Source organism: Methylomonas koyamae (assembly GCF_006483455.1).
In the GTDB taxonomy this organism is placed as follows: Bacteria; Pseudomonadota; Gammaproteobacteria; order Methylococcales; family Methylomonadaceae; genus Methylomonas; species Methylomonas koyamae_B.
Genome location: NZ_PPPU01000005.1, coordinates 63,470 through 77,765, shown reverse-complemented (window position 1 = coordinate 77,765; position 14,296 = coordinate 63,470). Strand labels below are relative to the sequence as shown.

General features: G+C 56.7%; 15 protein-coding genes. 2 read left to right on the top strand and 13 right to left on the bottom strand.

Annotation, left to right across the window (positions count from 1 at the left end; all coding sequences use genetic code 11):
• Positions 1 to 391: 391 nt before the first annotated feature.
• Positions 392 to 952: a hypothetical protein gene (locus C2U68_RS02055; RefSeq protein ID WP_140910846.1), complete on the top strand. Its 561-nt coding sequence runs from the start codon at positions 392 to 394 to the stop codon at positions 950 to 952.
• Between the two features lie 31 nt (positions 953 to 983).
• Entirely contained in the window at positions 984 to 2,963 is a 1,980-nt protein-coding gene (locus C2U68_RS21375) for a patatin-like phospholipase family protein (RefSeq protein WP_140910845.1), read from the top strand.
• A 345-nt stretch (positions 2,964 to 3,308) separates the two neighbouring features.
• On the opposite strand, the gene C2U68_RS02045 is transcribed toward C2U68_RS21375, so the two are convergent.
• The 13 genes from C2U68_RS02045 to C2U68_RS01985 all read right to left on the bottom strand — a co-directional run bounded on the left by C2U68_RS02045 (position 3,309) and on the right by C2U68_RS01985 (position 14,275).
• Positions 3,309 to 4,121: a heme ABC transporter ATP-binding protein gene (locus C2U68_RS02045; RefSeq protein WP_409563841.1), complete on the bottom strand. Its 813-nt coding sequence runs from the start codon at positions 4,119 to 4,121 to the stop codon at positions 3,309 to 3,311.
• A gap of 4 nt (positions 4,122 to 4,125) precedes the next feature.
• Positions 4,126 to 5,220: a FecCD family ABC transporter permease gene (locus tag C2U68_RS02040; RefSeq protein WP_140910843.1), complete on the bottom strand. Its 1,095-nt coding sequence runs from the start codon at positions 5,218 to 5,220 to the stop codon at positions 4,126 to 4,128.
• Entirely contained in the window at positions 5,217 to 6,116 is a 900-nt protein-coding gene (locus tag C2U68_RS02035) for a hemin ABC transporter substrate-binding protein (RefSeq protein WP_260839179.1), read from the bottom strand. Before C2U68_RS02035 ends, C2U68_RS02040 begins: the two co-directional genes overlap by 4 nt.
• 17 nt (positions 6,117 to 6,133) lie before the next feature.
• Positions 6,134 to 6,670, bottom strand: a complete 537-nt coding sequence (locus C2U68_RS02030) for a HugZ family protein (protein ID WP_140910841.1) — start codon at positions 6,668 to 6,670, stop codon at positions 6,134 to 6,136.
• A gap of 33 nt (positions 6,671 to 6,703) precedes the next feature.
• Entirely contained in the window at positions 6,704 to 7,720 is a 1,017-nt protein-coding gene (locus tag C2U68_RS02025) for a ChuX/HutX family heme-like substrate-binding protein (protein WP_140910840.1), read from the bottom strand.
• A gap of 91 nt (positions 7,721 to 7,811) precedes the next feature.
• On the bottom strand, positions 7,812 to 8,543 hold the full coding sequence (locus C2U68_RS02020; protein WP_140910839.1) for a VPLPA-CTERM sorting domain-containing protein: 732 nt from the start codon (positions 8,541 to 8,543) through the stop codon (positions 7,812 to 7,814).
• 140 nt (positions 8,544 to 8,683) lie between these two features.
• Positions 8,684 to 8,929, bottom strand: coding sequence for a hypothetical protein (locus C2U68_RS02015; RefSeq protein WP_140910838.1), 246 nt, complete (start codon positions 8,927 to 8,929; stop codon positions 8,684 to 8,686).
• A gap of 14 nt (positions 8,930 to 8,943) precedes the next feature.
• Positions 8,944 to 11,388 carry a TonB-dependent hemoglobin/transferrin/lactoferrin family receptor gene (locus tag C2U68_RS02010; protein WP_140910837.1) on the bottom strand — a complete coding sequence of 815 codons (2,445 nt, stop codon included), beginning with the start codon at positions 11,386 to 11,388 and terminating at the stop codon, positions 8,944 to 8,946.
• A 394-nt stretch (positions 11,389 to 11,782) separates the two neighbouring features.
• Positions 11,783 to 12,208: an ExbD/TolR family protein gene (locus tag C2U68_RS02005; RefSeq protein ID WP_140910836.1), complete on the bottom strand. Its 426-nt coding sequence runs from the start codon at positions 12,206 to 12,208 to the stop codon at positions 11,783 to 11,785.
• Positions 12,208 to 12,951: a MotA/TolQ/ExbB proton channel family protein gene (locus C2U68_RS02000; protein WP_140910835.1), complete on the bottom strand. Its 744-nt coding sequence runs from the start codon at positions 12,949 to 12,951 to the stop codon at positions 12,208 to 12,210. The genes C2U68_RS02005 and C2U68_RS02000 overlap by 1 nt, the downstream gene beginning before the upstream one ends.
• Before the next feature lie 4 nt (positions 12,952 to 12,955).
• The gene (locus C2U68_RS01995) at positions 12,956 to 13,735 is read right to left on the bottom strand and encodes an energy transducer TonB (RefSeq protein ID WP_140910834.1); all 780 of its coding nucleotides are present in this window, start codon (positions 13,733 to 13,735) and stop codon (positions 12,956 to 12,958) included.
• A 76-nt stretch (positions 13,736 to 13,811) separates the two neighbouring features.
• The gene (hemP, locus tag C2U68_RS01990; protein ID WP_140910833.1) at positions 13,812 to 13,988 is read right to left on the bottom strand and encodes a hemin uptake protein HemP; all 177 of its coding nucleotides are present in this window, start codon (positions 13,986 to 13,988) and stop codon (positions 13,812 to 13,814) included.
• 8 nt (positions 13,989 to 13,996) lie between these two features.
• The gene (locus C2U68_RS01985; protein ID WP_140910832.1) at positions 13,997 to 14,275 is read right to left on the bottom strand and encodes a hypothetical protein; all 279 of its coding nucleotides are present in this window, start codon (positions 14,273 to 14,275) and stop codon (positions 13,997 to 13,999) included.
• Positions 14,276 to 14,296: the final 21 nt, after the last annotated feature.

Below are 14,296 nucleotides of genomic sequence, written 5' to 3'. Positions count from 1 at the left end.
CTCTCGTTGCGCGGTACATCCGATAAGTGCATCTTACGGCTGCCGAGGGCAGTGATCGGTCAAGAGCCGTCATTGCATCAACCCAAAACTATTCATGTGAATGTCAATTTTCAGACCATAAACGGCCACTAAACAATGACTAATACATTTATCGTTTATTCCACGCCAAAACTACCATTTAGATGATTAGGCATTTATAATCTGTGTCGAAATTTTTTTTGTGAAAAAATTTACAGAATTTACCTTCCAAGTGGGTAATTCGTTAAAATGATGGGTAAGTTGTATTTGCTTCTATTGTAGCTGGTAATCGAAAGATTTTTGGATATTTATCATGGCTTAACCGGAAACAAAACACTTATTTAAAATTATTAAAAAAATTTAAGGATAATATATGAGGTCGATTGTTTTTGGATTTCTTCTTCTAATTTTAATGTTTATTTGTGGATGTAGTTATCTTCAGCCTCATCCAGATACTTGTGATCACTCTCATCCTTCCTGCTCTCGCGAGCTTAATAATGAAGAGCCATTTGTTTTAGATACAATAAACTCTGAAAAGCATATAGATATTTGTGCATGTAAGCCATTAAATAATAGCCATATTACTGTAGAAAAGGATCAAGAGTACCAATTTCAAATTATAGAACTTGGTGAGGGCTGGAAAGATGGTTCAATCGCATCCAGCTTAGATGATCCTGAGGGCGGTTGGACTAATCCATTCATGAAAATTATTGGCTGGTTTGGATCAGCATATAAGAGATCTAGTGAGGCGCCTTGGTATGCTTTGGTTGGATCAGTAAATAATGACGAATATACTTTTCCTGTTTTTAACGAAGATGGTAACATTACGAAAATTGAACAAAGCGGAAAACTATACTTTTTCGCTAACGATATGACGGGGCGCTACTTTAATAATAAGGGAGCTATAAAATTATTAATTACCCGTAAAAACTAAATCATAATTATTGATCGGAAATATTTAGCCCATGACATCCACTCAAATAAGAATTGCCTTGACTTTAGTTTTCTTAAGTCTTTCGGGATGTGGTTCTTCAGCTAAGCAAGCATTATTAATGCTGGATGAAGTAAAAGATTGTTCAGCAACTGATAAACATTGTTGGCGCAACATAACTTCAATCGAGAAAGAATATTACCAAACTAGATCCCAGTCAGGTAAATTAGACAGTATTCCAGAGCTTGGAGTAGCTCTTTCTGGTGGGGGGCAGCGCGCAGCATCTGTTGGAATTGGTTTTCTAGAGGCGCTAAATAGGGGAGGTTTACTGGATAAAGTCGATGTGATGTCTACTGTCTCTGGAGGTAGTTATGCAGCATATTGGTTTTATAGCAAGCATTATTGGTCCGAGAAATATCTACAGCAGAAGGAGGATAATAATCCGAACTGGGATAACCCTTTAGGAAATCTATTTTTTAGGCGCTATGGATATAAGACGAATGAACGTGATTACTTTTGTAAAGATGTTAAATTAGCTAATTTGGATAGGAATGATATTGACAAAAACGGATCAGTATATTGTCGATTCGAAGATGAGCAGGATACATATAACGAATTTCCATTCTTTCATCATCTGGATACCCATGGCCGCCTAGTAACTTGGTCCCAGGATAATGAATGGTTATTTTTTCCTGAGCTTATCGCAAAGGGCTTAGCTATTTTACCTGTTGCACCAATCAGTTGGTTAGCAAATGGCGTTTTTGATATGAAGATTAATATGAACTTAGCGGAGTTCTACTATCGAAAAGGTATCGAAAGGGATTATGGATTATATCCAATTCCTGGTAAACCACTAAAAAGCTATGCGAATGCAGACAATCTCCCAGTGGCTCGTTCTGGTGGCGAAGACCCAAAGAAATTAGCTGATCTTTACGCCATAATGAAAAGCAAGCATTTACCATTTTGGATCATGAATACTACGGCGGTTTACGACCCTAGCATGTTGAGCTTTAAATGGTTTAGGGATTCTGATTTATTTGGTACACAGCATCAATTGCAACAAACCGTTTATGAATTTACACCAGCATACCAAGGCTCGCCTTGGTGGAGTTATTGTAAAGAACGTGACAACCAAAGTTGTCCTGGATTTGAAGAAATCAAATTATCGCGCCAAGTGGCAATTTCTGGCGCGGCGGTTGATAGTGTTGGTACGTTATCAAATTTAGCCCTTAGCTTTTTGAATTTAGGTTTAGGGCAATATGTTAATAATCCAAGAGTACCTGATAATGATAGATATTTACATCGACTGTTACCAGCGCCACTAGCTTGGCTACATAACGGCGGTTACGATACAAATGCACCGTTTTTGTATCTATCTGATGGCGCTCATTCGGATGATAATCTTGGATTATATTCTTTAATAAGAAGGGGCACGAAAGAAATTATTGTTTTAGATGCCGAACAGGAAAGTCCAAGCGAATACAATGGGCACTACGCTGTTTTTTCTAGTCTATCGAAGACCAGCCAACATTTATGGAGTGAGCATAATATCTTAATTGATATTCCTGAGTTGAAAATGGGACTATTTGATTATCTGGATGCACCAGTCTCGGTTTTTCAAGGGTGGATTTGTAACGCCAAGAATGTAGGAGAACATTGTAATCGTAATGATGAGAAAACCCAGAAATTGTGGTACGTAAAATTGTCGGTGAATAAAAAAAATCTTAATACAGCTTCAACGCAACAGTTGGTCGACAAGGGGTGCTCAAATTCTGGAAGGCCCTCCCAAGGCTATGGCTATTCTTGCGTTACGTTGAATTATGGTCCAGATCATTTTCCAACTCAAACTGCTGGCCTATTGGATATTTTCAGTAACAAAGATTTTCCCCACGATAGCACCGGAGATATATTTTTTGAACCTGATCAAGCTAGCGCGTATATTTCTCTTGGTAGCGATTTAGGTGAGCAACTCAAAGCGATTATGAATAGAGAACCTTCTACAAACCATGAATAAGAAAACTACAGAAACTTACATTAACATTTTCAGACTTTATTTGTAATTGCTTCTAGTTGTAACGAGTACAAATAACAGTGCCGAGATTTATAAACTATTTGTCTGTTTCCGAGTATAGAGCTGTCGTTGGTATTGTTTTGATGCCTACGGCTGCTTTGGGTCGTTCGCGTCACGGTCTTCGTTATCTGCTCCACCTCCAATCCACCGCCCCCACGCCCGTTAGCCGTTGGTCTCTCACAAAAAGTCGCCGCCATCCCTGGCGGCTTTTGTTAACGTATTCCTCCGAACACGCTAAAACGGGTATTCCTCGGCTCAAGTGAGCGCCAGCCGCATGGACCGACGCTCTCATTGCGCCGGCATGCCGGGCGCGGCTTGCCGTTGCGGTATTACTAACAGCGCCTGCGGGTGTTGCGGGTGGCTGGCGATGCTGACCGGGTAGTCGAACACTTGCCGGATCGACGTGCTGTTCAAGGTTTGTGCCGGGGTGCCGATGGCGGCCAAGCGGCCTTGGCGCAGCAGGGCGATGCGGTCGGCGTAGAGCGCGGCCAGGTTCAGGTCGTGTAACACCGCCAATACCCCGGCCTGTTGCCGGTCGGCAAAACGGCGGGCGATGGCTAACACGGCGTGTTGGTGGGCCAGATCCAGCGCCGAGGTCGGCTCGTCCAGCAGCAAGTAGCGCTGCAGCGGGTGTTGCGGCTCCCAGATTTGCGCCAGCACTCGCGCCAATTGCACCCGTTGCCGCTCGCCGCCGGACAGCGTGGTGTAGATGCGCTCGGCCAGATGGCCGGTGTCGGTCAGCGCCAAAGCTTGTTCGGCGATGGCTAGATTTCGCGCGGCGCTGTGGGTTTTACGTTGCGGGCTGCGGCCCATCAAAACCACGTCACGCACGCTAAACCTAAAGGCCAGACCGGAACTTTGCGGCAACACCCCGCGCAAGCGCGCCGCTTGCTTGGGCGGCCAGTCGGCCAGCGGCCGGCCGTTCATCAGCACTTGGCCGGCGCTTGGCGCCAGTTCGCCGCTCAAGGCCCGCAGCAGGCTGGATTTGCCGGCGCCGTTGGGGCCGGCCACGGCTAGCACTTCGCCGGGACGCAGTTCCAGCGTCACGCCGGCCAGCAAGGTTTTCGGGCCGGCGCGCAAGTTCAGATCGATTGCTTGCAGCATGTCAACGCCCCATCAGTTTTTGCCGAAACAGCAGCCACAGAAAAAACGGACTGCCGAGCAGGCCGGTGACGATGCCGATCGGAATCTCGGCCGGCGCCGCCAAGCTGCGGGCCAGATAGTCGGCGCAGATCAGCAACAAGGCGCCGAGCAAGCCGGAAGCCGGCAACAACCAGCGGTGATCCGGACCCAGCGCCAGCCGCAACAAATGCGGCACCACCAGGCCGACGAAACCGATCACGCCGGACAAGGCCACCGCGGTGCCGACGCCGAGCGCGACCAAGGCCACCACCCCGGTCTTGATCCGTTCCACCGGAAATCCGAGATGGCCGGCTTCGGCCTCGCCGAGCAGCAATGCGTTCAGCGCGTCGGCCAGCCACGGTAACAGCAGCAGATTCGCCAGTAAAAACGGCGCACCCAACATGACGCCGTCCCAGCCGGCGCCGTTCAGGCTGCCCAGGCTCCAGAAAGTCAAGCTGCGCAATTGGTCGTCGTCGGCCAGATAAACCAGCAGGCCGGTGGCGGAGCCGGCCAGGGCGTTGATGGCGATGCCGGATAATAGCAGTGAGGCCACGTCCAGCCGGTCGCCGCTGTCGGCCAGCCGGTAGACCAGCCAACTGACGGCAAAGCCGCCGGTGATGGCCGCGACCGGCAATAAATAGGCGCCGAATGCGCCGGCCAGCGCGCCGAACCAGCTGTCGCGCAGCACGATCACCGCCACCGCGGCCAGCGCCGCGCCGCTGGAGATGCCGATCAAGCCCGGATCGGCCAGCGGGTTGCGGAATAAGCCCTGCATCGCCGCGCCGGATGCGGCCAAGGCGGCGCCGACCAGCAGGCCAAGCACCAGACGCGGCGCGCGGATCGCCAACAGCACCGCTTGTTGTTCGGCGGCGAAGGGCCAGGGCAGGGCGATACCGAAGCGGTCGGCAACAATCGCGGCGGCCTGGCCGGCCGAGATCGCCACCGCGCCGCTACCCAGCGCAGCCAAGGCCGCCAAACCCAATAGTAGCGCCAGCAGCCAACACAGGCCGGCCCGGCTCAAGGCCGGTTTCAGCCACTGGCTCGGTCTTGCGGCCTCGGTTGCGGAACAGGCAGTCATCGATTGGCTCCCGCGTCGGCGGCAACCGCCGGCTCGCCGTGCAGTTGCATCGCCAGATCCAGGATGGCCTGACCGCTGTGCAAACCAAAGCCGAGCAAGGCCAAGGTATCGACAACCCGGATGTTGCGGTTCCGTCCGGCCGGAGTTTGAGCAATGCCGGGTTGTCGGTAGAACGCGTCCAGGCCGCCGATGGCATTGGCTGCGACGTCGGTCAACAAAATCACCTCCGGCGCGGCAGCGATCATCGCCTCGGTACTGATAGGTTTGTTACCTTGCAATTCAGCGGCGGCATTGCGGGCGCCGGCCAGTTCCAACACCGCATCGGCGGCGGTGCCGCGGCCCGACGCCAGCGGTGCGCCGTGGGCGACCGCCATCAAAAACAAGGCCTTGGGTTGCTCGCTGTGTTGCGCACGCCACTGCGCCAGCCGCGCGAAGTCCGCTTGCACTTGCCCGGCCAGTTCCCGGCCGCGTTCGGGCCGTTCCAGCAAGCCGGCAATCGTATCGATTTTGGCGGCGATGCCGGCGGCGGAATAATCCTCGGCCAGGGTTTCGATCCGCAGCCCGGCTGCGTGCAATTGCGCCAACACCGCCGGTGGCCCGGCGTGGGCGCTGGCCAGCAGCAAGTCGGGGCGTAGCGACAGCACGCCTTCGGCGGACAGCGTGCGCATGTAGCCGACTTGCGGTAGCGCTCTGGCGGCGTCCGGGGTCAGGCTGGTGTTGTCGACGCCGACCAGACGCGCCTCGCCGCCCAGGGCGTAGACAATCTCGGTCAACGCGCCGCCGACCGAAACGATGCGGGCCGGTGCGGCGGCCGATACCGGCGTGGCGGCCGCCAGCCAGACCAGCGCGGCGAGTGCGCTTCGGCCGGCAAGTCTTAGCGATAGGCTGAGTTTCATCTGCAAATCCCTGCCGCTTATGCCGGCGCTTCAACCGGTGCGCGGGACTTGTGACCGACATCGTTCATGTGGCGGATTTGGCTCAGATCGTCGCCTTCTATCGCAAATGCCTTGGCAAAGCCTTGCACAAAGCTGCCGCGCTGCGGCTGGATGCGGAACAAATGGAAGTCCTGCATGCTCTGCAACTGACGGATGAAGGCGCCGAATTTTTCTTCAAACAGACTCATCAGGTCGTCGAAGGCAGCACTGTCGCGCTCAATTTCGCCGGCCTTGCAGTGGTAGGTGACGCGCTGGCGGGCGAACAGATGCGTGGCCTTGTCCTCGTCCTCAAGGAACAGCAAGCAGACCTTGCCGTTGGCGAGCAGGTTACGGGTGTGGGCCGACAACTCGCTGACGTAGATGTAGTAGTCGCCGTCGTGTTGCAGATAGGCGGCATAACTGGCTTCGGGCTCGCCGTCGGCGCTGACGGTGGCCAGCAAGACCGAGGAAAAGCTTTGCGCCAACGCGTTGTAGCTTTGGCGGATTTGGTCGAGGTCTATCGTTTTTGGATTCATGGTCTTATCCTGTGCCCGGAGACGACCGGGCCGTTAATTGAAAATACGATTGCCGGGCAGGGCGTCGATGAATTCCTGCCACAACAGACTCTCACCGTCGACGGGGTCGTAAGCGCCGAAAACGGTCGCCGCGGTGTAGCCGAGGCGGTCGCGTAACAGCAAACCGCGCAGCGTGTGCCGGCCGTGGCCGAGCTGGATGATGGCGGTCTCGGCCACGCCTTTTTCGTTCAGATGCAAATTGAAGCCCTGATCCAGCACGTTGAACCAAGGCTCGGTAATCCGCAGGTTCTGCACCGGGCCGGTGTGCAACTGCAGCGTGCCGGGGCTGGGGACCAGGATTTGCAGCGGCATCGCCAGCCGCGCCAATTGCTGCAGCAGTTCCCGGAATTGTTGCCCGGAGATGAAGCCGACTGTTTGCAGCCTGCCGGCCAGCGGCCGGCTCAGACGTTGCCATAACTCCGGCAGGCGCTCGGTTGTCGCCCAGTCGATATCGGCGGGTCTGGAAATATTCAGGGGCTCCACCGTCGGCGCTTGGTCGGCGGCGGCGAAGGTGGCGACCAAGCGCCGGTAACGCCCGGCATCGGACTGTTCGGTCAGGTAGATCTTGTGCACGGCCTCGCCTTCGGCGTCGAAAAACTGCAGGCTCTGCCGCGGACCGATCCGGCTTTGCTCGGTCACCGCGTAGCCGGAATGCCAGCGGCCGGTCAGCAGACACAGTTCTAGGTTATGCCCGGACACCAACAGCAGATCGCCGCACAAACGCAGCCGCTCGTACCGGCCGGTTTTTTCGTGTACGGCAACGTCGTTGCGGGTCAAGGCCATCACCGGTCCGAGCCCGCCGACGGCATCGATCAGAGCCGGCCAGTCCGGACGCAGCCGGACGGCGTTGTCGCCGCAGCCGGTCGCGACCAGTTCGGCCTCGCTGACGCCAAGGCTGCTGGCTGCGTCGCGCGGCCGCAGATGGGGGTGGTCGGCCAACAGGTCGCGCCAGGCCAGTTTCAATTCGTAGGCGGCGCTGGCGTTTTGGGTAGCGGTCGTATTCAGCATCATGTTTAACTCCGGTTGCTAAAATGCGATGCCGCTGTGGCGGGCATCGCGGTAGTCGGGCTTGGCGCCGACGGCGCCAAGCGCAAACGGCGGCCTAGGCCGCCAAGCCTTTTTTACGATTGACGCCCAGTACGGCCATCAGTCCGGCGCCGAACATCCACACTGCGGCCGGCAGCGGTACCCCGGAAATTGGGCCGGTATTCGGGCCGATGTCGATTGCGATCTGGGCCAGGCTCATGCTGTGTTCGGCGCTGTTGAAGTCGAATGCGTAACTGGCCGCCGCGGTTGGCAGATCCCAGATCGCCAGATACTGGACCAGATCGACAGGGCCGAAAGAACTGGCATAGTTGGCCTCGAAATAGGTCGTGTCGACATAGGTCGGCGCAGCGCCGTTCAGCAAAATGCTGTCGTAATCCATTGGTACGCCCCAGGTTTCGAATTGCAGGGCTACGCGTAGCGGGCCTGACGCCGTGCTGCCGCTTAACGACGCCGTGAAGTCTTCAATGACACTGAAGCTGTAGAGATTGCCCGACCCGGCGGCGAAGGTACCGGCATTCCAGGCGATATTGGCGTTGCTGGTGCCGGCGCTGCCGACATCGGGTGCGGCGGTGCGAGTGCCGGGATAGGTACTGTCAATAAAGGTATCCCATTCGGCGTAGAGCGTGCCGGCATCGCCGCGAGTCCAGCCGCCCCAAGTCGCTTCGGTGGGGGTGTCGAAACCGTAGCCGGCGGCGTAGGGATTCGGACCGTTGGTGATATCCGCGAAGGCCGCGCCGGACAGCGATAACAGGCCGGAGATCAAAGTCAGTTGATGAGTCGTTTTCATAATGCTTTCCTATGCTTGATTGAATTAGCGTTGCTCTTCGCCGTGAAGACGCCGCGCTGGTTTTGCCAAAAATTGTTTCCGCCGCTTCGGCCCCGTGCCGGCGATCCGCGTCTGTGGTTGCGGTGGCGGAAATTTAAAAATCAATCCGGTTTTCCGGGCTCCGCAGCGGATTTCGCCGAGCGATTTACGCTGGCCGTATCCCGTGCTTGAAAGTCCACGACGTAGCGATACTGTTTGCCGCAGTAAATGATGACTTCCTTCTGGCCGCGTTTTAGCAGGCGCATTTCTACCCGCAAGTCGCCGTAACCGTCGTGATCCAGCAGATCGCCGAACAGGGTTTCCAGTTTGCGTTGGGCCGCCTGTTTGGCCCTGGCTGTTGTGCTCATCGGTTTGTCCTCGATCAAAATGCCAGTTTCATGGAGACGCCGAGGTTGCGGCCCGGCCGGGAATAGCGGTCGGCCCAATAACGGGCGTCGGCGAAATTGCCCAAGGTGGTATGCGGGTCGCCGGCGCGGGTGTTGATGTCTTCCCAGTCGATATATTTTTTGTCCAGCAAATTGAACACCCCGACGTTGAAAGACAGATGCTGGCTAACGTTGTAGTAGGCATTGAAGTCCAGTACGCCATAGCCGTTGGGTAGAAACAGGGCGTCGCTGGGTGCGGTCTGACCTCGCTTGGCGCTGACCAGGGTCAGATTCAGTTCGCTGCCCCAATCGCCGTCGGGTTGGTCGTAGCGCAGGCCGACGACCGCTTTCATCGGGCTGATTTGTCGCAGGGCATCGTCGTTTTGTTGTTGGGTACGCAGATTCTTGCCCTGGGTGTAAGCGCCGCTGAACAACAGGCTGCTGCCAATCAATGCCGGGTGCAGCCAGTCCAGAAACCACTGGCTTTTCAACTCGACGCCTTGAATCCGGATCGGGTCGGGGCTGTTGATGTTCTGATAGGTGGTGAAGCCCAGCGGCGGACAAACTGCGCTGGCTGGGTTGCAAATCACCGCGTTATAAATGAAGTTTTGGTAATCGTTACGGTAGACGCTGACATCAAACCGGCCGGCCGCACCTTGGCCGCGCAGGCCAACCTCGGCGCCGACGCTGGTCTCGGCCTGAATGTTGAAATTAGGCAGATTGCTGTAGCCGCCGGTGACATTGGTAAAGCCCAGGTTGCTCTCGCTGAAGTTCGGGCCGCGAAAGCCGTGGCTGTATTGGCCATGCACGGTGAACACCTGGTTGAGGTGCAACAGGGCGCCGAACCGGGGTAAAAAGGCCGAGGCGTCGATGATGCTGGGAATGACCGGATCGGCACCTTCCGCGACCGCGGCATCGGAGGCTTTCTGGAACAGATAATCCACTTTTGGCAATAAGCGGAAGTATTCCCAGCGGCCGCCCGGTATCAGCTCGATGCGTTTGTCGAAAAGCTCGATCGTGTCTTCCAGGTAAGCACCGGCCTTGGTGACGGTGGACAGCGGAAAATCCCGCACCGGAAATTCGTCGGGTGTGACCGTTTTGCTGATCCGGCCTTGGGGGCAAGTGGCGGTCGGTAATCCGCTGACCGGATGGAATGAGCCGCTGATGCAGGCATAGCTGCCGTCGCGTAGCTGGGCGATGCTGTTTTGGCTGATTTGGCCGCCGTATTGCAGATGGTGGTGTGTGTCCGCCCAATCGAAGCTTTTGCCCAGTTTCAACTCACCGCCGAAATCGTCATTGGCGAAATCGAAAATCCGTTCGGTGAGAGTATTGCCGTCGGTTCTCGCGGTGCGGTCTTGCAGGGTGATTTGGCCGGTGGCGGACTTTTGGGTGTAAAACTTCCACAGGGCGTCATCGAACAACGCGGTGTGCAGATGCTTCAGGGTGTGGTCCAGCGTTAATCGCCAGCGGGATTGCGTATCCGTGGTCAGCATGCTGTTGACCGTGCGCAGACTGATGTCGGGACCGCGCATATACAACGCATCCACATCGGAACGGCTGTGCAGCCATTCGCCGCTCAGGCGCAAGATGTTGTCATCATCGAACCGGTACAGCAGTTTGGTCAGCAGGTTGTAATTGCCGTTGTCCTGCGGACTGGGCGTGGTACGAGTACTGCCCAGGGTTTCGACAGTGCCCTTGTTGTCGGTTTCGTTGCTGGCCATGTGCGTGAATAGCGCCATGCTCTCCCAGCCGCCCAGCGCCCCGGCGAAGGTGGCGGTTTGGGTAAAGCCGTTATCGGTGGTGTTGTAGTTCAGTTTCAGGCCGGTGTAATAGTCCTTGCCAAACACGTTCAAGTAGTCGCGCGGGTCTTTGGTGACGAAATTGACCGTGCCGCCCATGGCGTCGCCGCCGTAAGCGGCCGGGCCGGCGCCGCGCACGATTTCCACCGCCTTCAGTGCATCCATGTCCACCGCGTTGCGAGTGGCGTTGGAGAACGAGCCGATGCTGAAAGCTTCCGGCAGCCGCACGCCGTCGATCTGCATCAACACCCGGTTGCCGCCCAGGCCGCGGATCGTAAAACCGCTGGCGCCGAAGCGCTGCGGATCGTTACCGACGTTGACGCCGGGTTCGTAGCGGATCAAATCCTTGATATTGCGGATCATGCGTTGCTCGATGGTTTTGGCGTCTATCGTCGATTGGGTGCCGGGCGGGGTGGCGGCCGATTTTTCGGTTTGAGCTTTGACCGTGACGGTTTCCAGCTCGAGTTCTTCGGGCGCCTCGACGACTTCGGCTTCGACGGGCTCGGCCGCCAACGGCGTAGCGGCCAGCAGCCATAGCAGCGTGCACAGTGCGGCGCGGCTGCAAGTCTCGGCAGATTCGGCGCAGGCCGCACAGGGGCAGCGGCCGAGGGTTGTCGATGAGTAATTCAGTTTGGTTGCCATGGCATACAGTGGTTACTGCTGGCTGCCTGGCGCGACGGCTAGGGGGCTGGCGGGTTGTTTCGGTTGGTACTGCTTGCCGGCTATTCGGTGCCGGCTGTTAATTTATCCGTGTAGGGTGACATCCTTGTCGGCCGACGGGTCCTTGTCGGTGTCCTGCGCCGCGCAGCCAGGCGCCGGGCAGATCGGCGCAACGGCTGGCGGCATCGTTGCTACCAGTGCTCGGTTGTCCACCGCCGGCCGGTTTGCAGCGGCACGAAAGCGGTCGGCATGTGTCTTTGCCGGCTTTGGGATATCTGACGTAACGGCGTTTTACTGTTCATACCATGACAACGCGGCGTCCCTACCTCGCCTACGCCAGACATCCCAAAACCGGCAAAGGTCGGAATTTTGCGTACTATTTTTTCTCCGGCTCCGAGACGAAACCGATCTTGCTGACGCCGGCATTCGCCGCGTCGGCCAGGGTTTCGGCGATAAAGTGGTAAGCCACGTTGCGGTCGGCGCGGATATGCACTTCCGGGGCGTCGGCTTGCTGGCCCAGCGGCTGCAAGCGTTGTTGCAATTGCTCGCGGCTGACGGCGTCTCGGTTCCAGAACAATTGGCCGTCGGCATTTATCGCCAGATTCACCGGCTCGACCGGCGTCGGCGGTTGCACCTGGCTGCTGGCCTTGGGCAGGTCGATTTTGACGCTGTGGGTCATCATCGGTGCGGTGATCATGAAGATCACCAACAGCACCAGCATCACGTCGATCAGCGGCACCATGTTGATTTCGGCCATCGAATGGCCGCCGGCTTTGTTTTGGTCGAAGTTGCCGAAGGCCATTATTCCGCTCCCACGCTAACCAGCGTCAGTTTTTGGGCGGGATTGGCCGGCGCGGCGCCGGATGCGATGGCCGAACCAGTGGTCAGAAACGCGAACAGGTCGTGGGCGAAGGCGTCGAGTTGCGCCAGCAATACCCGGTTGGAGCGGACGCAATCGTTGTAGGCCAGCACGGCCGGAATCGCCACGGCCAAGCCCAGGCCGGTCATGATCAGCGCTTCGCCGACCGGGCCGGCGATTTGTTCCAGCGAACCCTGGCCGCTTTCGCCGATGCCGATCAAGGCGTGGTAAACACCCCAGACCGTGCCGAACAGGCCGACGAACGGTGCGGTGCTGGCGATCGAGGCCAGTACGGTCAGGCCCCATTCCAGCTTGGCGGTTTCCTCGTCTATGACTCGGCGCATGGCTCGGGTCAGAAATTCGCTGGCGGAACCGGCTTCCTGCAGGCGTTGTTTGCCGTGCTTGGCGTGGTGGCGGCTGGCGCTGATCGCGTGGTAAGCCAGATGCGAAAACGGTTCGTCGTCGCGGTGTTGATGCAGCGAGTGCGCGACTTCGTCCAGCGAGGCGGCATTCCAGAATTGGTTCAGGAAATGTTTGCTGTTTCGCCGCGCCTGCAAGCCGTGCCAGGCTTTGACGGCGATGAAATACCAACTGGTGACCGACATCAACAGCAGTAGCCCGAACAGGGTTTGGCCGACGGCGTCGCTTTGCGACAAAAAATGACTGATATTTTGGTTGAACGACATGGCTTTATCCCTCAAGGCTGAATGAAATCGGTACTACCACCCAAGCGGCGACGGCTTGTTCGGCGCGTTTGGCCGGCACGAAACGCCATTTTTTGACGGTTTCCTGCGCGGCGGCGTCCAGGCGTTCGTGGCCGCTGGTTTTGCGTAACGTGACTTGATCGACGTTGCCTTCGACGTTGACCAAGACCCGCAAATAGACCTTGCCTTGTTCGCCCAATTGGCGCGAGATCGGCGGGTAGGCCGGCGGCGGGTTGTTCAGGTAGTCGGCGTTCAGATTGGGCAGGGTCAATGGCGCCTGATTGTTGTCGGTTTCGCTGGTTTTGGCCGCGGCCGGTGCGGCTTCTGCTGTCGAAACGGCGGCAGGTGCCGGCGGTGCGGGTGCGGGCAGCGGATCGGCCGGCAGGCTGATCGGCGAGGCGGTTTCGCTGGGCGTGGCCAGTATCGGTTTCGGTTTGGCAACCTGAGGCAAGGGTTTGGCTTTGGGTTTGACCGCTTCCGGTTTCGCTTGGGCGGCTGCCGGCGGCGGAGTCGGAGTAGGCGCTTTGGCGGCCGGCGCGGCGATCCAGTTCACCATGATGGCCTGCGGCGGCGTGATTTTGGGTTCGGGCTGGCTGTCCGGAATCAGGCATAGACCGGCAATGTGCAAGGCAAGGACCAAGCTCAGACCGAGCCAATGGCCGGATGCTGAAGGCTGCGGCGGCGAACCGGCATGGCGGAACGTGGGTTGCCGTTGCGGACTGGTTGCTACGGCGATGGCTTGTAGAAAACACAGATTGACGGTCATATAGCCTCGACTATTGCGTGGGTTGGTTACGCTTGGCTGGCTACCGTCCGGTTGGCTGGCTATGCGGTACTACGGTTTATTTGGTCAAAATCAATTTGCCGTTGCTGGTGATGCGTAAGCGATATTCTTCGCCTTGGTGCTCGATAATCACTTCGCTCTGGGCGGCGAACAACTCGCGGGTACTGAGGCGCGGGCGGTTGGCGACGGTGGCGGAGATTCGAACGTCTTTGTTTTTAGGGTTAAGCTCATTCATAACAAGGTTCAGTGGTAAACGGCGGTTTGCCGCTGTTGCTGCTTATGGTCTATCAATTGTTGGGTCACTCCTTGCCAGTGCGTCAGTAGTTGTTGGTATAGCTCGCGGCTTTCTGACCGCGTTTGCGATTGCGGATGAGATAACAAATGACCGAGCTGGCTGACGATTTGCTGCGACAGTTTCGGGCAGTGCCGGCCGCTGATGAACTGAGTCATCAACAGGCAGGTGGTCGCATGCAAACGGGTCAATTCCGCTTGTGATCCGGCCGTGGTTTCGGCTTCGTCCATAGAGACCTCGTTGTCAGGGGG

Coding starts and splice junctions, on each gene's coding strand:
- C2U68_RS02055 (WP_140910846.1), top strand. CDS start 392: ATGAGGTCGATTGTTTTTGGATTTCTTCTTCTAATTTTAATGTTTATT.
- C2U68_RS21375 (WP_140910845.1), top strand. CDS start 984: ATGACATCCACTCAAATAAGAATTGCCTTGACTTTAGTTTTCTTAAGT.
- C2U68_RS02040 (WP_140910843.1), bottom strand. CDS start 5,220: ATGACTGCCTGTTCCGCAACCGAGGCCGCAAGACCGAGCCAGTGGCTG.
- C2U68_RS02035 (WP_260839179.1), bottom strand. CDS start 6,116: ATGAAACTCAGCCTATCGCTAAGACTTGCCGGCCGAAGCGCACTCGCC.
- C2U68_RS02030 (WP_140910841.1), bottom strand. CDS start 6,670: ATGAATCCAAAAACGATAGACCTCGACCAAATCCGCCAAAGCTACAAC.
- C2U68_RS02025 (WP_140910840.1), bottom strand. CDS start 7,720: ATGATGCTGAATACGACCGCTACCCAAAACGCCAGCGCCGCCTACGAA.
- C2U68_RS02020 (WP_140910839.1), bottom strand. CDS start 8,543: ATGAAAACGACTCATCAACTGACTTTGATCTCCGGCCTGTTATCGCTG.
- C2U68_RS02015 (WP_140910838.1), bottom strand. CDS start 8,929: ATGAGCACAACAGCCAGGGCCAAACAGGCGGCCCAACGCAAACTGGAA.
- C2U68_RS02010 (WP_140910837.1), bottom strand. CDS start 11,388: ATGGCAACCAAACTGAATTACTCATCGACAACCCTCGGCCGCTGCCCC.
- C2U68_RS02005 (WP_140910836.1), bottom strand. CDS start 12,208: ATGGCCTTCGGCAACTTCGACCAAAACAAAGCCGGCGGCCATTCGATG.
- C2U68_RS02000 (WP_140910835.1), bottom strand. CDS start 12,951: ATGTCGTTCAACCAAAATATCAGTCATTTTTTGTCGCAAAGCGACGCC.
- C2U68_RS01995 (WP_140910834.1), bottom strand. CDS start 13,735: ATGACCGTCAATCTGTGTTTTCTACAAGCCATCGCCGTAGCAACCAGT.
- hemP (WP_140910833.1), bottom strand. CDS start 13,988: ATGAATGAGCTTAACCCTAAAAACAAAGACGTTCGAATCTCCGCCACC.
- C2U68_RS01985 (WP_140910832.1), bottom strand. CDS start 14,275: ATGGACGAAGCCGAAACCACGGCCGGATCACAAGCGGAATTGACCCGT.